We start from the raw sequence: 18190 nt of genomic DNA, 5'->3' as shown, positions 1-18190 counted from the left end.
TAGAATTACGAAGTAGATTTACAAAGCACAAGTTATAAAAGTTATAGAAAAAGAAACAAACAAACCTAAAACATTAAAATTATGATGGGATATTATGTAATTGCTGGGATTATCTTTTTGGTAAGCTGGTATGTTAGCAATAAGCTAAAAAGTAAGTTTAAAAAATACAGCAAGATCCATCTTCAAAATGGAATGAGCGGTAAAGAAATCGCTGAAAAAATGCTTGCCGATAATGGAATTACAGATGTAAGAGTTATCTCAGTTGCGGGACAATTAACAGATCACTACAATCCGGCAGATAAAACAATTAATCTAAGTGAGCCAGTTTATATGCAACGAAATGCTGCGGCTGCGGCTGTAGCTGCACACGAATGCGGTCACGCGGTACAGCATGCTACTGCTTATAGTTGGTTGCAACTGCGTTCTAAAATTGTTCCTGCAGTAAGTGTATCTAGTAAATTATCCAATTTTGTGATTATGGCTGGGCTTATTTTATTTGCTACTGGTTCTGCTTTTGGAACTTGGGTATTTGGAATTGGTATAGCCTTATTTGCAGTGACTACTGCCTTTGCTTTTATTACACTTCCAGTGGAATTTGACGCTAGTAAAAGAGCGTTAGTTTGGTTGGAGACAAATAATATGGTGACACCACAAGAACACGAAGGAGCAAAAGATGCTTTAAAATGGGCGGCTAGAACTTATGTAGTAGCTGCAATTGGGTCTTTAGCAACCTTACTATATTTTATCTCAATATTCCTTAATAGAGATTAATATCAAACTATATATAAACAATAAAAGCCTGCATTTCTGCAGGCTTTTATTGTTTATAGCTTTAAATTAAGTGATTATCCTAAGTGAAGGTTTTCTGGGTTGTAGCCTAAATACTTCACTTCTTCCTCTTTAAAAATTACACCGTGATCTTCAAGTTCTTTTAAGATTGGTTCGTAAACCTCTTTAGCAATAGGACGCTGAACTCCAGGTGTAGTAATTTCACCGTTAAGGATTTTTATTGCTGCGATAGCAACAGGTAATCCTACGGTCTTTGCCATTGCGGTATGGGTTTGATCTTCACCAATTAAGGTCATATGACTATCGATTTGATGTTTTTCCCCATTTAGTTCATATCCAAACTTGTGGTACATCACAATCATATCTTTATCGTCTTCAGATAAAGTCCATTTTTCTTCCAATATTTTTTGAAGAGCCATGGCAGGCGTTGCATTCTTAATACCAATAGTTTTCTTATCGTTGAAAATGTCTAGTTCCTCAAGTTTTTCCCACATTAAATCGTCTTGATCGATTTTTAATGCATAGCGAAGCTTAAGTTCAACTGAATCTGTTGGAGAATAAGCTAAGAATAAATTCACGAAATCACGATAGGTTAAGTTTTCAGAGTCTGGGATAGTATAAGTGTCATCCGTCATTCCAAGTTGAACAAACATATTCCAAGCTTTGCTAAATCCAACTCTTCTTATGGTTCCGCGATATAAAGTAAGAATATCTTCAAGTCCATAAACAGATTGATATTGCAGTGAATTTCTGTTTGCTAACACCTCAAACTTTCCATAACCTTCAATATTGATAAATTCGGTTCTACGGAAAAGTCTGTGATAAGGGATGTATTTGTACTTTCCTTCCTGAATAAATTCAGCAGCGCCACCTTGACCAGCTAAAACTACGTTTCTCGGATTCCAAGTGAATTTATAATTCCATAGGTTGTCATCACTTTCTGGAGCAATTAATCCACCACAAAACGATTCAAAAAGAAGCATTTTACCGCCTTTTGCTCTAATTCTGTCTATTATTTGCATCGCACTCATATGGTCAACACCAGGGTCAAGACCTATTTCATTCATAAAAATTAGTCCTTTTGCCTCAGCTTTAGGGTTAAGGGCTTGCATTTCTTTGCTCACATATGAAGCGGTAACCATATTTTTTCCAAGCTCTAGGCAGTCTTTAGCTACTTCAATATGATAGCGAGCTGGAAGCATGGAGATTACTATATCACTGTTTTTAACAGCTTCTTTTCGTTGTGCGTCATTAAAAACATCTAGTAGTATCCCTTTTGCATTAGGGTGATTTTGAATTAACTTCTTTGCAGATTGTACTGAAATGTCACCAATGGTTATAAAAAGATTTTCTTCTTCACTTTTGTCTAGCAAATACCGAATTAAACTTGTTGCTGATCTTCCTGCACCTATTATTAATATGTTTCTCATTGGGAGAGTTTTTTTGTTAACTTTGAAGTTTATTTAAGAAGGACGAAATTACTAATTCCAAATTTTAAAAATGACAGTTTTTGATAAAAATGTAGCTGCAACAGCCTCGATCATTTTAGCAATTACCATCGGTATTGGAGCATTCGGAGCGCATAGTTTAAAAGAAGTGTTAAATTCATCATCTCTCATAACTTTTGAAGTTGGTGTGCGTTATCAAATGTATCATGGCCTTGCAATTTTATTTTTAGGACTAGTTCCTTTAATTCCGCAACCGCTTAAAAAAAGAATATTCTGGCTGTTTATTACAGGCATAATATTTTTTTCAGGTTCAATATATTTATTGTCAATGAATGAAATTTTATCATTTGATACATCAGTAATAGGTTTTATTACTCCTATTGGTGGTTTATTGTTTATGGTAGGCTGGATTTTGTTAGCATTTGGAATTTTAACGTTAAAGAAGCGATAAATTTATTTTAAATTCAGAAGTCTGTATAAGAATTGTTATTTTTGTACACTTCAAAAAACTAAAACAAGTTATGGTGGGTAATAACCAAACTAAAAAAACGATTTCCATAGATGAATATGGAATCAAAAATGCAAAAGTTAAGTATCAACTTTCATCTCAGGAACTTCACGAGGAAACTTTACAAAAAGGTCAAGGGAAGGAATCTATTACGGGTGCCCTAGCTGTTAATACTGGGGAATTCACAGGAAGATCTCCAAAAGACAGATTTATTGTAAAAGACGATGTTACTCGCGATAAAGTATGGTGGGGAAATATAAACATTCCATTTCCACCAAGTATGTTTGACGCGCTTTACGACAAGGTTGTAGATTATCTTTCTGGTAAAGATGTATATGTTCGTGATAGCTATGCTTGTGCCGAAGAAGATTACAAACTTAACATCCGTGTAATTACTGAGACTCCATGGTCTAATATGTTTGCTCACAATATGTTTCTTCGTCCTACAGAAGAAGAACTTGCAAGCTTCGATCCAGAGTGGTTAATTGTAAATGCACCAGGATTTATGGCAGATCCTGAAGTTGATGGAACACGCCAGCACAATTTTGCTATCTTAAACTTTACAAAAAAGATTGCACTTATTGGTGGTACTGGGTACACAGGTGAAATTAAGAAGGGAATTTTCTCTGCTCTTAACTTTATACTTCCTGTTTACAAAAACACAATGCCAATGCACTGTTCTGCCAATGTTGGAGAAGATGGTGAAACAGCTATTTTCTTTGGTCTTTCAGGAACAGGAAAAACTACGCTTTCTGCAGATCCAGAGCGCAGATTGATTGGTGATGATGAGCACGGTTGGACAGCAGATAACAAAATCTTCAACTTTGAAGGTGGATGTTACGCAAAGGTTATTAACCTTTCTCAAGAAAACGAACCAGATATTTACAACGCTATTAAGCCTGGGGCTATCCTAGAAAACGTTGTGATGAATGATAAAGGCGAAGTAGATTTTGCCGATACAACTATCACACAAAACACGCGTGTAAGTTATCCTATTTACCATATTAACAATATTCAGAAGCCATCTATGGGTGAAAACCCGAAGAATATTTTCTTCTTAACGGCTGATGCTTTTGGTGTGTTACCTCCAATTTCAAAATTAACTCCAGGACAAGCTGCTTACCACTTTATTAGTGGGTACACTGCAAAAGTTGCTGGTACTGAAGAAGGGATTAACGAGCCAACACCGAGCTTCTCAGCTTGTTTTGGTGCGCCTTTCATGCCACTGCACCCTACAGAATACGCAGAAATGCTAAGTAAAAAGATGAAAGATTCAGGTGTGAATGTTTGGCTGGTAAACACTGGATGGACAGGTGGTCCTTACGGAGTAGGAAACAGAATGAAATTAAAGTACACTCGTGCAATGATTGCTGCAGCATTAGAAGGTGAATTAAAAGATGTTGAGTTTGAAAAACATCCAATCTTCAACTTAATGATGCCTAAATCTTGTCCTAATGTACCTTCTGAAATCTTAAATCCGAAAGATACTTGGAAGAACAAAAAAGCATATGATATTCAGGCTAAAGAACTTTCAAATTCATTTAAAGAGAACTTCTCAAAGTTCGAAGCTTATGCTAATGATGAGATTTTATCAGGTGCTCCAGCTTCAGAATAATTATTGAAATATATAGATACAAAAAAGGCTTACCATTTGGTAAGCCTTTTTTTTGCAATTAATCGAAGTGAATATTATTTCTTATTATTAACTTCTTTTATGTATTTCTCCAATGCCATAGTCATAGATGGTGTTTCAGGTGTTGGAGCTTGTATGTCTACGCGTAAACCTAACTCAGTAGCTGCCTTTACTGTAGTATTCCCGAAAACAGCAATGCGAGTGTTGTTTTGCTTGAAATCTGGGAAGTTTTCGAATAATGATTCTATTCCGCTTGGGCTAAAGAATACCAAGATATCGTAATAAACATCGCGAAGATTAGATAAATCGCTAATTACTGTTTTGTAAAAAGTTGCTTCTTTCCAATCTACTTTAAGTTCATTTAGTACCGCTGGCACTTCAGGCTTTAATTTGTCTGATGTAGGTAATAAGAATTTTTCATTCTTATACTTCTTAATAAGAGGAGCTAGTTCTGGGAATGTTCTTTGCCCAACATAGATTTTTCTCTTTCTATAAACTACATATTTTTGCAGATAGTAAGCTACAGCTTCACTTTGGCAAAAATATTTCATAGAATCTGGAACCTTAAATCTAAGCTCTTCTGCAATACGAAAAAAATGATCTACAGAATTTCGACTTGTAAGAATTAAAGCCGTGTATTTTGTAAGATCAACCTTCTGAGTGCGGACTTCTTTACTAGAAACGCCTTCAACGTGAATGAAAGGAACGAAATCTATCTTTACCTTCTGCCTCTCAATAAGGTCAAAATAAGGCGAGTTTTCAATTTTAGGCTCAGGCTGGGAAACCAAAATAGTTTTCACTTTCATAAGGAATTGTGATTTTTTAATGAGACAAAATCCGATCTAAATAAACAATTTATAAAGGATTATATAAGGTGCTATTTCAAGTGCGCAAAGATACAAAATAAAATACAAGAAATTACCTAATATTAAATCTCCATTTTTTTTATAACTGTATAACAGTACAATAGCGTTTAACACTAGTAAAATGGAGGTAAAGATGAGTATTGAAGTAGCTGTTGGTGGATAAATATAAAGGAAGAATAAATTGCCAATAAAGAATAAAATACCCAGATAGTTTCGATAACTAAGTTTTTGATACAAATAGTTGTTGATAATCAGGTCTAATGAAAAGATGTTTGCTATGATCTTTTCTAGTGAAAATTTAATTAAAACAAACAAACTATAAGCAGTGCAAATTTGCACAAAAAGCCACTTATTGTTCTGAACCTCAGATGGATTGAAAACGGTATATAATATGTAAGCGAAAATCGAAACACTTATTATTTGCGTTGCAAATAACAGCATGTTGAAAGGATGTTTTAACTCATCACTTTTTCCGTGTACAAAGAAATATTGATTGGTAATCGGGAGTAAAGAGAACTCTTGAAATCTACGAGGATAAAAATATTTTGCAACGGCAAATAGAGCGAAGCAGCCAACAAGCAAAAATGTAGCCCAATCTGAAGAGATTATTATTCTTTCGCTAAATTCCACGCAATAAATTTTTAGCAAAGGTACGGTAAATTATAGTTTCAGATTAAAGCGTCAAATAGAATTATCTTCACAATTATTTGAGCAAAAAAGGGTACATTTGCGCTAAAATTGCAGTATGTCTAAGGCGTTAGTGGTGGTGCCAACCTACAATGAAATTGAAAATATAGAGCGACTTTTGCGCACTATATTTTCATTACAGCGCGAATTTCACGTTTTGGTTGTAGATGACAACTCCCCTGATGGTACAGGACAAGTGGTAGAAGCAAATTTTGATACTTACCCCGAAAAACTTTTTATATTAAAACGTACAAAGAAAACAGGTTTAGGTTCGGCATATATTGCTGGGTTTAAATGGGGATTAGCTAATAATTACGATTATATCTTTGAGATGGATGCCGATTTTTCGCATAATCCAAACGATTTAATTCGCTTGTACAATGCTTGCCATAAAGACGGTAACGATATGGCTATCGGTTCGAGGTATGTTACCGGTGTAAACGTAGTAAATTGGCCAATGAGCAGGGTTTTGCTTTCTTGGTTAGCTTCAAAATATGTACGTCTTATCATGGGAGTAGATATTTATGATACTACGGCTGGTTTTATTTGTTATAAAAGAGAAGTACTGCAAAAAATAAATCTGAACAACATACGTTTTGTGGGGTACGCATTTCAAATTGAAATGAAGTTTAAGGCTCACCTAAGTAATTTTAAAATAACAGAAGTACCGGTAATTTTTACCGATAGAACAAAAGGCGAATCAAAAATGAGTTCTGGAATAATTTCTGAAGCTATTTTTGGTGTAATTGCAATGAAACTCAAAAGTGTATTTAATAGAAAAAAATTCAATGAAAGCAGTTTTAATTAAGAATGCGAATATTGTAAATGAAGGGAAAATCTTTAAAGGCGATGTGCTTGTAAATGATGGACGAATTACGGAGGTGTCGGAAACAATCAGTATGAAAACTGCCGATACTAAAATCATTGATGCTGACGGAAGCTATTTATTGCCAGGGATGATTGATGACCAAGTACACTTTAGAGAACCAGGGTTAACACATAAAGCAAATATTGAAACTGAGTCTAAAGCCGCAGTTGCTGGAGGTATTACTTCATTTATCGAAATGCCAAACACAGTTCCTCAGGCTACCACAATCGATTTGCTAGAAGAAAAGTTTGAGATAGCTTCTAAAAGTTCTTGGGCTAACTATTCGTTTATGTTTGGTGGAACCAACAATAACTTGGAAGAAATTCTAAAAGTAGACCCTAAAAAAGTAGCAGGTTTAAAACTGTTTCTTGGTTCTTCAACAGGAAATATGTTGGTGGACGATCCAAAAATATTAGAAGAAATTTTCAGCAAAACAAACTTGCTAATTTCTGCACATTGTGAGGATGAGGCAACTATAAAACAAAATTTAGAAAAATATAAAGCTGAATACGGTGAGGATATTCCAATTGAAATGCATCCAAAAATTAGAAGTGAGGAGGCTTGTTATATTTCATCGTCTAGAGCAATAAAACTCGCTCAAAAAACTGGAGCTAGACTTCATGTATTTCATGTTTCAACAGAAAAAGAAACTCATCTTTTTAGCAATAAAAAGCCATTGGCAGAAAAGAAAATTACGGCCGAAGTTTGTGTGCATCACTTATGGTTTACAGATGAGGATTATAAAAGCAAAGGCACTAAAATTAAATGGAATCCTGCTGTAAAAACTCAAAAGGATAAGGATGGATTGCTAAAAGCACTTTTGGATGATCGCATAGATGTAATAGCAACAGACCACGCGCCACATACCTTAGAGGAGAAAAATAATAACTATTTAAACGCACCTTCAGGGGGACCTTTAGTGCAGCACGCATTAGTAGCTTTGTTGGAGTTATATCACCAAGGAAAGATATCTCTTGAGAAAATTGTTGAGAAGACAGCTCATAATCCGGCGATATTGTTTCAAATAAAAGAACGTGGTTTTATTCGCGAAGGTTACAAAGCCGATTTAGTTCTTGTTGATTTGAATTCACCTTGGAATGTGAAAAAAGAAAATATTCTTTATAAATGTGGTTGGTCACCTTTTGATGGAAAAATCTTTAAATCACGAGTTACCCATACCTTAGTAAATGGTGTTGTAGTTTACGAAAACTCAAAATTCCCAAACAAAAGCAACCCAGAAAGACTTACTTTTAATAGATAATGAAACAATCACTCATTTTAATATTTTTCGTTTTAAGTGCTTTAGGCTGTCAGGATGTTAATATGCCTGAAAAGCCCGAAAACCTCATTGCTAAAGATAAAATGATTGAAATTCTTAAGGAAACTTATCTAATTAATGCGGCTAGAAGTGTAAATAACAAGGCAATTATTTCAAAAGGCATAAAGATAGATTCTATGATTTATGCTAAGTATCAAATTGATAGTTTACAGTTTGCAAAAAGTAATGCATATTATGCTTCCGATGTGAATAGTTATATGGTAATGATTCAAAAAGTAGAAAGTGAATTATTGTCTATGCGGGAAGAAATGGATAGCATTATTAAGTTAGATAGGGCTAGAAGAGACAGTATTAGTGAAAGATTAAATTCGGCTAATAAAGTCGACAGTTTAAATTGATGCTTGTTTAATTTCAGTTACAATTCTTTTTAGTGTTTCATCGGTTGGTGTGTACTTAAAATCGAATTGATTTCTTAGTTTATCTGTATTGTAGGCAGTATTGGTAAACATTGACAAGACATTAGCTTTTACAACTTTTCTCTTGATGTTAAAAAGCTTATTCAGTAGCCAGTCTATTCCGCTAATAAATAGCATAATTCCTTTAGAAAGTTTCTTTGTAGGTGGTTTCTTTTCAAATAGTACAGCTAGTTTGGATAACAACTCTTTAAAAGTAATGTTTTCACCTACTACAATATACTGTTCATTCTTAATCTCAGAGTTCATCAATAAGATCATTGCGCGCACTACGTCTTTTATGTCTACAATGCCCATCGATCCACTAGGGTAAAAAGGAATTCCTTTGGCGCCTAAACCTACTATAACTCCGCTACCATCATTATTCGGGGAGGTGCCGAGGATTACTCCAGGATTAACTATTACGGCATCTAAGCCTTCCTGAGTACCGCGCCATACTTCCATTTCAGCACCGTATTTCGTAATAGCATAAACGCTGTTTTTTTCATCAGAATTCCATGGTGTTTCTTCAGAGATATATTTATCTACTATGTTGCTTCCTAAGGTAGAAACTGAACTAACATAACATAACTTCTTTATGTCGTTTGCAAGAGAAATATTTACAATATTGGCTGTGCCTTCAATATTTACTTTTTTGAGAAGTTTGTATTCTGAAGGGTCGAAGCTGATTATTGCGGCACAATGATAAACTCGTGTGATATTTTTAAAAGCTTCTGTTAGTGCAGGAATATCGTTTACACTAGCTTCTACCCATTCAATTTTATTGTAAAGTGAATCAACATCCGAAGTGTATAATGCAAAGATTTTTTTTACAGAATTTAAATCGCTTTTTGCTCTGTGAATTGCTCGCACTTTTTCATTTTCCTGTAAAAGAAAATATAAAAGATGTGAGCCTACTAAACCTGTACCACCAGTAACTAAAATCATAAAGCTAAAATAGTCAAAAGGAATTCGAATTCGAAATTCAAATTCAATTATGTTTATAGTACAATTGAAGCAACTTGTTCGAAGGAAAATAGCTTCTTGTATAATAAATATTTGTTGTTTGTTTTCAAAGTGAATTGCACTTCTACATGCTTAGTGTAACATAACTAATTCAAATTATAATTCTTGAACATTGAATCTTTAATCGATAAACGTATCTTTGCACCCTTAAATTCCGCAACAAAGCACTGTACAAAAAAAATACAAAATGAAGCTAAAAAATTTCGTTGAAGAACTACAATGGCGAGGCATGATACACGATGTAATGCCAGAAACTGAAGAGCACCTTATGGAAACCATGCGTTCTGCGTATGTTGGATTTGACCCAACTGCAGATTCGTTACACATTGGGAATCTTGTTCCTATTATGCTTTTGTCGTTTTATCAGCGTTGCGGACATAGACCTGTTGCTTTAGTTGGTGGGGCTACAGGAATGATTGGGGATCCTTCAATGAAGAGTAGCGAACGAAATTTGTTAGATGAAGAAACCTTAAAAAGGAATCAAGAAGGTGTTAGAAATCAATTATCACAATTCCTAGATTTTACTTCAGGAGCTGAAAATCAAGCTGTGCTTGTAAACAATTACGATTGGATTAAGGAATTTTCTTTCCTTGATTTTATTCGTAACGTTGGTAAGCATATCACTGTAAATTATATGATGGCTAAAGATTCTGTAAAAACTAGATTGAGTGGTGAGAGTGCCGATGGTTTATCGTTTACAGAATTTACTTACCAATTGATTCAAGGATATGATTTTGTTCATTTGAACAGAAACTTAGACTGTACCTTACAAATGGGAGGTAGCGATCAATGGGGAAATATTACAACTGGTACCGAGCTTTTAAGAAGAATGGACAGCACAAAAGGCTACGCTCTTACGTGTCCGTTGATTACAAAGAGCGATGGAACTAAATTTGGAAAAAGTGAAGGCGGCAACGTTTGGCTTGACGCTAATAAAACGTCACCTTACAAGTTTTACCAATATTGGTTGAATACTAGTGATGAAGATGCTGAAAAATACATTAAGGTTTTCACGTTCTTAGATAGAGATACTATTGAAGCTTTAATTGCTGAACATAGAGAAGCACCACATATGCGTTTGCTTCAGAAAAGATTGGCTCAAGAAGTTACAACTACAGTGCACAGTGAAGAAGAATTTGAAAATGCTGTAAAAGCTTCAGAAATTTTGTTTGGAAAATCTACTTCAGAAGATTTAAAACAATTAAATGAGCAAACATTTCTTGATGTTTTCGACGGAGTGCCTCAAGCTGAAATATCTAAGGAAGACATTAAAAATGGAGTTGATATTATCGGCGCATTAGCTGAAAAAACAGGATTTTTAAAATCGAATGGTGAAGCTCGTCGCGCTTTAAAAGAAAATTCAATTTCAGTTAACAAAGAAAAAGTTTCAGACGATTTTACTGTTACTGAAAACGATTTGATTAACAATCAATTTGTTCTTTTACAAAGAGGTAAGAAGAATTATTTTATTATAAAAGTGGTATAAACTCTAAGCGGTTTAAGTTAATTCCAAAAAATTAAAAATCCCCGGCATTGAATGCACGGGGATTTTCAGATTAACTAACCAACCAAATTATGAAAAATCATCACTTTTTCATAGAGGATATGTCGTAACGTTTTTGAGTTACTTACGTTTACATATAATAAAATAATGTTAAAAAAATAATTAAAAAACCATCAGGTTACAACCGCGCACATCGCTGTTGTCGAAGCGGCCTATAACTTCGAACGTATCGTCACAAAAAGTCTTCCCTAAGTCTTGTGTGGCAATAAAAGAACAGGAGTAAAGATTGGCAAGATCGATTACATTTATACCTCCAGTTTTTTCAATGGTATAGGTAAGCGCATCTTCAGTGTCGCGAGTTAGAATTTTCATCCAAGGCGGACAAGAAAAAACACCATTCCCAATAGAATACGCTTGTGAAAGTAATTCAGTCATCCCGTATTCACTGTGAATTTTTTCTACTCCAAAGCCATTTTTTAAGATTTCGTGTAACTCCTCTTTTATCATTTCTTTCCTTCTGCCTTTCATGCCTCCAGTTTCCATAACAATAGTATTTTTTAATTGAAAATTTCTTTTTTCAATTAAATCCAACAAAGCGTAAGACACACCTATAAGAATTGTTTTCTGCTCTCTTTGTTCTAGAAACTCAAGTTTCTCAATTAGTTTATCAGTTTCATAAAGGTAGAAACCGCTATTAGGATTGTTACTTTTGTTAATTAAATCTTCTACCATATAAATAAGTGAAGATCCTTCCCGCTCTAAATAAGAGGGAAGAAGAGCTAAGATGGTATATTCTTCTGGATTCCCGTATTGGTTTTTAAAAGCCTTTAAGAAACTTGTTTCGTACAATTTTAAGCTTCCAACATAATGCTTACTTGTAATACTTCCAGTAGTCCCACTACTTGTAAAAATTGTTTCTTCCACTGAGTTTTTAGCAATTATCTTGTGGCTTTTGAAAAATTGAATAGGAAGAAAAGGAATTTCTTTTAAAGATTTCACTTCTGAAGAGTTTACATTTAGATAGTTACAAAACTTCTGATATACCTCTATATTTTCATATTGAAAGCGGAAGACCTCCAATGCAATTTTCTCAAATTCTTCGGGAGAAGTGATATTGAAAATTTCCTTTTCGAGCATATTTTTAAGGGAGTAATTTTTTTCAAAAATAGATAAATAAAAAAGCCCTTGCCAAAACAAGAGCTTTAAAAGTTTTATTCTCGAAGCTTTATCTAACGATAAGCTTTTTAATGGTGGAATTCTTTCCTTGTTCAATATTCAAAATATAAACACCACTGTTCAAATTAGATATATCAAGCCTATCGCCTTTTATTGTTGTTGATAATATTTCTTTACCCAGTATATCATAGATTGTGATTTTTTTATTGTCATTCAGGTTGGATGTTATATAGATATATCCTTTCTCTGCTGGATTTGGGTAAATGTTAGCTTTATACTTTGAAAAATCTTTTACACCTATTGCGCCATCAAAAACAATATTATCAAACCAAAACGATTCTGAGGTAGCATTATTTCTTCCTTCAATCACCAATTGTACAATAGTATCGGGAGATAGTTGTGCTTCTACAGTTTGCCATTGTAAAACATATTCACCTTTAGACGAGTCGAACGGAACGAAGTCATCAAGATTGCTGCCTGTTGAATTGAATAAATCAATTTCAACTTGGTTGGTTAAATCCTTCACATAGATTCTAAGTCTATCGTGTCCAGATTCGTTAATAGTTCCGTTGCCTTCATAATTCCCTTTAGTAGGATTACTATTAATAGATAAAAGAAAATCAACAAAAACCACAGGTGCAGATACTCCCGATAAATCAACATCGTCAAACTTTAAAATAAAGTTTCCATCAGTATCACTCATTCTATATCCATTAGCACCATCTGTAAAGGTTACAGTTGAAGAAGGTTTAGTTTTGGTTACGCCAACGAAATCTCCATCGGTAGAGCCAACGCCTGGAGTGTCGTAAGGAATGTATGAGGCTTTAAAACCTAGTTCTATGCCTGTACTTGTAAAATTCACAAGAGGTTCATTGGTGTTGTTAAGCAAGTCGTGTGCAACATTGGGGTCGCCTGTATCTGTGTACTTCCCAGCAAACACCTCTGGCTCTTCAAAGCTAGTACTTGCTATCTGAGAAAAAGTTACAACACTAACGAGGAGTGCGGCAAATAAAGTAATTTTTTTCATGGCAAGATTTTTTTGTTGATTAGTAAATATACAAAATAAATCAATTAAATAACTGAAAATCAGTATATTGTGATTGTATTAAATTTATTTCGTATTAATTTGTTAGTTAATCAAAATGTTACCCTAAGGTTATCTTATAGTTAACAATAAACGTGCTAAAGTTATCCTGCGATTAATAATAGTATCTTTACAGCATCAAAAAACAACTGGTTTTAAGTATGAAAAAAAAGGATATAACAATTTTATTAGTAGATGACGAACCAGATATTCTTGAAATAGTGCGATACAATTTAGCGCTAGAAGGATATAAAATTGAAACTGCAGAAAATGGTGTTGAGGCAATCGATAAGGCTAAAAAAGTAAAGCCTCATCTTATCATTATGGATGTTATGATGCCTAAAATGGATGGCATTGAAGCGTGCGAAAAAATAAGATCTATTCCAGATTTATCAGAAACAGTGATTACGTTTTTAAGCGCTCGCGGTGAAGATTTTTCACAAGTTGCTGGCTTAGACGCTGGAGCAGACGATTATATTACAAAACCTATAAAGCCAAAGGTTCTTGTAAGTAAGGTAAAAGCTTTGCTTCGCAGGTTTAAGGATGAGGAAGAAAGCGATAAAATGAAATTAGGTGATCTAGTTATCAATCGCGAAGAGTATAAGATCTTGCTAGGAAATGAAGAGATAATGCTTCCAAAGAAAGAGTTTGAACTCCTAGCACTACTTGCATCAAAACCGGGTAAAGTGTTTAAGCGTGAGAATATTTTAGATAGTATTTGGGGAAATGACGTTATTGTAGGAGGTCGAACCATTGATGTACACATTCGTAAACTTCGCGAGAAAATAGGCGACGAAAGGTTTAAAACAGTTAAAGGTGTTGGTTATAAATTCGTGATTTAAAACACCTACTGTTATCTTCTTTTCTTTAATTTAATAAATTGAAAAGTTAACCGACCTTCTATAGATGAAAATTTCAAAAAAATATAGATTTGCCGCCTCCACAGCATTTTTGATAGCGCTATTCTCAGTTTTGGGATTGGTTGCTTTTCAATATGCTTTAAAGGAAAGCATTACGGGTTGGTTACTGCTTTATTTCGTAATTCTATTTTTCATTTCGTATATAATCCTTCAGTATCGGGTTGAAAAATTTATTTATCTGCGAATAAAGAAAATTTACAAGGATGTAAGTGTTTTATACGAAAAGGACTTTCCTCAACCTTCTGTAACTACAGATTTGGAAGGCCTAACTAAGGAAGTTGAACGCTATGTAAACGATAAAAAAACCGAAATAGAATCCTTAAATATTCGTGAGAATTACCGAAAAGAATTTATGGGTAATGTTTCTCACGAGCTAAAAACCCCATTGTTTACAGTTCAAAGTTATATTCTAACGCTGTTAGACGGAGCGTTAGACGATAAAAAAGTACGAAAAGAGTATCTTAAAAGGGCTAGTAAAGGAGTAGAAAGACTTGCTTATATCGTAAATGAACTCGATATGATTGCAAAGTTGGAAATAGGTGGGCTTGTTCTTAAAAAAGAGGATTTCAATATAATAGAGTTAGTTCAAAGTATATTCGACTTATTAGAAATGAAAGCCGCGAAGAAGAATATTTCTCTGGTTTTTGATAAGGAATACAAAGAGCCAATTATTGTAAATGCCGATAAGGAAAGGATTGAACAAGTGCTAACAAACTTAATTGTCAATTCAATTAAATATGGTAGGAAGGAAGGTACTACCGAAGTAGGCTTTGATAATATCGGTAAAAATAAAATTCTATTAAGGATTACCGATAATGGAGAAGGGATTTTACAAGAAAACCTAAAGCGAATTTTTGAACGTTTTTACAGAGTAGATAAAAGTGGTTCTAGAAAAGAGGGTGGAAGTGGACTAGGACTTTCTATTGTAAAACATATTGTTGAGGCTCATAAAGAAAAGATTTATGTAGAAAGCCAATACGGAATAGGATCGGAGTTTTCATTTACGCTCGAAAAGGGAAAATAATTCCGAATAATTAATAGGCTGTTGGACTATTTGCTCCAAGCCTTTATAGTTTTCTACTGCATCAAGTTTATCCAAAGAAAAATTTTTCTGCTTACAAGAAGGGGCGATTCCAAGATTCTTTAACCGATTCGCCAAATATTTCTGTTCGTATTGTCCAGGTGTCGGAATAAAATATGCTTTTTTTTCTAATACCGTTAAGTCCATTAATGTAGTGTAGCCAGATCGTGAGATAACTAATTTGCTTGAATTAATAGCATCTTCAAGTTCATTACTCATCATAAAATTCACTGTTTTTATATTTTCGAAATCTTGCCATACCTGTTCATTTTCTATAACACCTCGCACCATTAAAACATTCTTATCAGTTTTTTTAAATGTCTGTTTTAGTTTCTCTTCAAAAATTGAGCGTTGCGGTTCCGGACCAGAAATAAGTACTAAAACATCGGTGGTTTTAGGTAGCTCGTTTTTCATCATTCTGCTGGAGATGCCAATGTATTTTATTGGAAAAGGATGGCGTTTTAAATGTCCTAATTTCCCGCTGAGGTTCATAATTAAATCATCTACATCTGGTACCCAGCAAACATCAAATTTCTTGATGATCTTTTGGTGGATTTTACTGCTTAAATAAGAAGTGCCTCCCGACAATACGTTTAATTGATGTGTTATGAATACGGAAGGAATTCCTGCGTTTCTTACGCCGAACCTATTGTCGCTTATAATTCCATTGATTTTTCCAGTATCGACTAAATTTTTTACAATTCGTTTTTCCGCTGCAATTGCTTTTTGAATTCGAGGAAGTTTTAGAAACATTTTCCACTTAAAATGACTACCTTTTTTGGGGTAGGTGATGTTGTATGAAGGTAGGTTTAACGATTCAAGAAGTGGAAATTCTTTTTGGAGAATTTTTAGAGCTTCTCCATCCGAAGCAATTAACACATTGTAATTGTATTCTAGAAGTGCGCGGATAATGGGGATACACCGTGTAGCATGCCCAAGCCCCCAATTTAATGGAGCCACTAATATTGTGTTGTTTTTCCGCATAAAACAAAGGTAGCAATAATTGCCGCGAAGTTATATTTCATTAATTTTGTCAACCTGCAAGGGAACAGCTTATGGTTTACACGTTTGTGTTTATCAAAGTTGCAGTTCGGGCAGGAAATAATCGGGTAAATCCAATAAAGGCTAGAAACCAAATATTCAATAACTCATAACTTTATATACATTGGGAAGTAAAAATAAACTGAAGCGCTTTAGAGAAAATGAAACTTTTGATAATGTGGTGCAACCCTCACGAGAAGAGGTAATAGGCGATTTACTTAAGCTTAAAGGTAACTGGCGTAAAAATTTCTTTAAAAACGATAACCCTTTGGTTTTAGAGCTAGGTTGTGGTAAAGGAGAGTATTCGGTAAGTCTTGCAAAACTAAACCCGAAAACTAACTTCTTAGGAATAGATATTAAAGGAGCCCGTTTTTGGCGCGGTGCAAAAAGTGCCTTGGAAGAAAACCTAGACAACGTTGGTTTCCTACGCACCCAAATCGAACTTGTTGATCATATTTTTGAGGAAAATGAAGTAGATGAAATTTGGATTACGTTTCCAGATCCGCAAATAAAATACAAGCGTACTAAGCACAGATTAACAAACGAAGACTTTTTAAATAAATATAAAAAGATATTAAAGCCAGGTGGAGTAGTGCACTTAAAAACTGACAGTGAATTTATGCACGGTTACACTCTTGGTTTGCTTCACGGGCTACGTGAAACTATTGAATATGCACATCACGATGTATATGGAAGTGATGGCGCACCAGAAGCAGTTACTAATATTCAAACTTTTTACGAAAATCAATATTTAGAGAAAGGAAAGAAGATAACCTATATTAGATTCAAATTTCGTTAGAAATAAAATTAGTATATTCACAAAAAGAACACCCCTGAATGACATTAGTTTACAATTTTTTAATAGGATTTCTAGGGTCGTTTTTAGGTGTTTTGCCTCCTGGGTTAATAAATATGTATGCTGCTAAAATTAGCATGAAGGAAGGCAGAAAACGAGCTTTTCTTTTTGCTTTAGGTGTTTGTATTACTGTAATGACTCAAACGTATATAGCGCTTATCTTAGCGCGCTATATCGAGCAACACCCTGAAGTGGTTAGCATGCTTCAGAAAGTGGCTTTAGGCATATTTATTAGCCTAACAGTTTACTTCTTTTTTATTGCAAAAGATACCCGCCGGGAGATTCGTGATCGCGAACACAACTCTAAAAGAAATAGATTTTTCTTAGGAATTTTTATTGCAATGCTAAATTTACTGCCGCTACCATACTGGATGTATCTAAGTATAACTTTTTCTGCTTTCGAGTTATTTTCCTTTTCACAACTCGAAATTTGGATGGCAGTTATTGGTTCCGGAATAGGAACTTACTCTAGTCTTGCCTTATACGTTCAGTTTTTTAGACCTAAGGAACATTCTAAAAAGTTGAGTTTGAATATGAATTATGTAATCGGACTTGTAACTGCGGCCATTTCCATAATTACATTATTTAAAATTTTAAGAGAAATCTAGAATGTCTGATACAGGCTTTTTTGAAAAAGTTTATCAAGTTACAGCACTTATCCCATACGGACGGGTAACTTCATACGGAGCTATTGCAAATTACTTAGGAGCATCAAGAAGCGCGCGGATGGTAGGATGGGCATTAAACAATAGCAACAAAGCTGAAGTGCCCGCACATAGAGTTGTAAACAGAAAAGGACTGTTAACAGGGAAACACCACTTTAAAGGTTCTAACTTAATGCAACAACTTCTAGAAAGTGAAGGCGTTGTAGTGGTTGATAATCAAATTCAAGATTTTGATGAAATTTTCTGGGATCCAGGGAAGGAGTTGTAGGTTTTTTTGGATAGACAAACCATAATTTTTGCATAAACA

Annotated in this window: 18 protein-coding genes; 12 read left to right on the top strand and 6 right to left on the bottom strand. The window is 34.3% G+C overall.

All coding sequences use genetic code 11. From position 1 onward, the window contains the following. The first annotated feature begins 81 nt into the window (after nucleotides 1-81). Entirely contained in the window at nucleotides 82-771 is a 690-nt protein-coding gene (locus G3A46_RS00365; RefSeq protein ID WP_139853900.1) for a zinc metallopeptidase, read from the top strand. A 74-nt stretch (nucleotides 772-845) separates the two neighbouring features. Here the strand turns inward: G3A46_RS00365 and G3A46_RS00360 are convergent, their stop codons facing one another. After that, nucleotides 846-2219, bottom strand: coding sequence for a saccharopine dehydrogenase C-terminal domain-containing protein (locus G3A46_RS00360; RefSeq protein ID WP_165144649.1), 1374 nt, complete (start codon nucleotides 2217-2219; stop codon nucleotides 846-848). A gap of 70 nt (nucleotides 2220-2289) precedes the next feature. Between G3A46_RS00360 and G3A46_RS00355 the strand changes: the two genes are divergently transcribed. Together G3A46_RS00355 and pckA are read left to right on the top strand one after the other, a co-directional pair. Then, the gene (locus G3A46_RS00355; RefSeq protein ID WP_165144646.1) at nucleotides 2290-2688 is read left to right on the top strand and encodes a DUF423 domain-containing protein; all 399 of its coding nucleotides are present in this window, start codon (nucleotides 2290-2292) and stop codon (nucleotides 2686-2688) included. A 70-nt stretch (nucleotides 2689-2758) separates the two neighbouring features. Continuing rightward, complete coding sequence (gene pckA, locus G3A46_RS00350; RefSeq protein ID WP_165144643.1) at nucleotides 2759-4360, top strand: phosphoenolpyruvate carboxykinase (ATP); 1602 nt, start codon at nucleotides 2759-2761, stop codon at nucleotides 4358-4360. A 74-nt stretch (nucleotides 4361-4434) separates the two neighbouring features. Here pckA and G3A46_RS00345 read toward each other — a convergent pair whose 3' ends face one another. After that, nucleotides 4435-5184: a uroporphyrinogen-III synthase gene (locus G3A46_RS00345; protein WP_165144641.1), complete on the bottom strand. Its 750-nt coding sequence runs from the start codon at nucleotides 5182-5184 to the stop codon at nucleotides 4435-4437. An 805-nt stretch (nucleotides 5185-5989) separates the two neighbouring features. Between G3A46_RS00345 and G3A46_RS00335 the strand changes: the two genes are divergently transcribed. Genes G3A46_RS00335 through G3A46_RS00325 form a run of 3 tightly spaced genes read left to right on the top strand, consistent with a single transcriptional unit; the run spans nucleotide 5990 to nucleotide 8476 of the window. Beyond that, the gene (locus G3A46_RS00335) at nucleotides 5990-6739 is read left to right on the top strand and encodes a polyprenol monophosphomannose synthase (protein WP_165144635.1); all 750 of its coding nucleotides are present in this window, start codon (nucleotides 5990-5992) and stop codon (nucleotides 6737-6739) included. Next, nucleotides 6720-8060, top strand: coding sequence for a dihydroorotase (locus tag G3A46_RS00330; protein ID WP_165144632.1), 1341 nt, complete (start codon nucleotides 6720-6722; stop codon nucleotides 8058-8060). The genes G3A46_RS00335 and G3A46_RS00330 overlap by 20 nt, the downstream gene beginning before the upstream one ends. Then, nucleotides 8060-8476 carry a DUF4296 domain-containing protein gene (locus G3A46_RS00325; RefSeq protein ID WP_165144629.1) on the top strand — a complete coding sequence of 139 codons (417 nt, stop codon included), beginning with the start codon at nucleotides 8060-8062 and terminating at the stop codon, nucleotides 8474-8476. The genes G3A46_RS00330 and G3A46_RS00325 overlap by 1 nt, the downstream gene beginning before the upstream one ends. On the opposite strand, the gene G3A46_RS00320 is transcribed toward G3A46_RS00325, so the two are convergent. Then, nucleotides 8468-9478, bottom strand: a complete 1011-nt coding sequence (locus tag G3A46_RS00320) for an NAD-dependent epimerase/dehydratase family protein (RefSeq protein WP_165144626.1) — start codon at nucleotides 9476-9478, stop codon at nucleotides 8468-8470. The two genes, G3A46_RS00325 and G3A46_RS00320, sit on opposite strands and share 9 nt — an antisense overlap. A gap of 265 nt (nucleotides 9479-9743) precedes the next feature. Between G3A46_RS00320 and tyrS the strand changes: the two genes are divergently transcribed. Beyond that, on the top strand, nucleotides 9744-11042 hold the full coding sequence (gene tyrS, locus G3A46_RS00315; protein WP_165144623.1) for a tyrosine--tRNA ligase: 1299 nt from the start codon (nucleotides 9744-9746) through the stop codon (nucleotides 11040-11042). Nucleotides 11043-11222: 180 nt separating this feature from the next. On the opposite strand, the gene G3A46_RS00310 is transcribed toward tyrS, so the two are convergent. Then, complete coding sequence (locus tag G3A46_RS00310; protein ID WP_165144620.1) at nucleotides 11223-12197, bottom strand: acyl transferase; 975 nt, start codon at nucleotides 12195-12197, stop codon at nucleotides 11223-11225. 88 nt (nucleotides 12198-12285) lie between these two features. Next, nucleotides 12286-13263 carry a T9SS type A sorting domain-containing protein gene (locus G3A46_RS00305; protein ID WP_165144617.1) on the bottom strand — a complete coding sequence of 326 codons (978 nt, stop codon included), beginning with the start codon at nucleotides 13261-13263 and terminating at the stop codon, nucleotides 12286-12288. Between the two features lie 218 nt (nucleotides 13264-13481). On the opposite strand from G3A46_RS00305, the gene G3A46_RS00300 reads away from it, so the two are divergent. Further along, nucleotides 13482-14162, top strand: a complete 681-nt coding sequence (locus G3A46_RS00300) for a response regulator transcription factor (RefSeq protein ID WP_165144614.1) — start codon at nucleotides 13482-13484, stop codon at nucleotides 14160-14162. Nucleotides 14163-14226: 64 nt separating this feature from the next. Then, complete coding sequence (locus tag G3A46_RS00295; RefSeq protein ID WP_165144611.1) at nucleotides 14227-15264, top strand: ATP-binding protein; 1038 nt, start codon at nucleotides 14227-14229, stop codon at nucleotides 15262-15264. Here the strand turns inward: G3A46_RS00295 and G3A46_RS00290 are convergent. Continuing rightward, nucleotides 15238-16305 (bottom strand): UDP-N-acetylglucosamine--N-acetylmuramyl-(pentapeptide) pyrophosphoryl-undecaprenol N-acetylglucosamine transferase, encoded by a 1068-nt coding sequence (locus tag G3A46_RS00290; protein ID WP_165144608.1) that lies wholly within the window; start codon nucleotides 16303-16305, stop codon nucleotides 15238-15240. The genes G3A46_RS00295 and G3A46_RS00290 overlap by 27 nt on opposite strands. A gap of 181 nt (nucleotides 16306-16486) precedes the next feature. Between G3A46_RS00290 and trmB the strand changes: the two genes are divergently transcribed. From trmB to G3A46_RS00275, 3 genes are read left to right on the top strand one after another with little or no spacing between them, the layout of a single operon-like run. Continuing rightward, on the top strand, nucleotides 16487-17161 hold the full coding sequence (trmB, locus tag G3A46_RS00285; protein WP_165144605.1) for a tRNA (guanosine(46)-N7)-methyltransferase TrmB: 675 nt from the start codon (nucleotides 16487-16489) through the stop codon (nucleotides 17159-17161). A 38-nt stretch (nucleotides 17162-17199) separates the two neighbouring features. After that, nucleotides 17200-17826 (top strand): LysE family transporter, encoded by a 627-nt coding sequence (locus G3A46_RS00280; protein WP_165144602.1) that lies wholly within the window; start codon nucleotides 17200-17202, stop codon nucleotides 17824-17826. 1 nt (nucleotide 17827) lies between these two features. Next, entirely contained in the window at nucleotides 17828-18151 is a 324-nt protein-coding gene (locus G3A46_RS00275) for an MGMT family protein (RefSeq protein ID WP_165144599.1), read from the top strand. Nucleotides 18152-18190: the final 39 nt, after the last annotated feature.

It is taken from the genome of Aequorivita sp. KMM 9714, from assembly GCF_011065475.1.
GTDB lineage: Bacteria > Bacteroidota > Bacteroidia > Flavobacteriales > Flavobacteriaceae > Aequorivita > Aequorivita sinensis.
The sequence above is the reverse complement of the archived record's forward strand: the minus strand, read 5'-3'. Positions and strand labels throughout refer to the sequence as shown.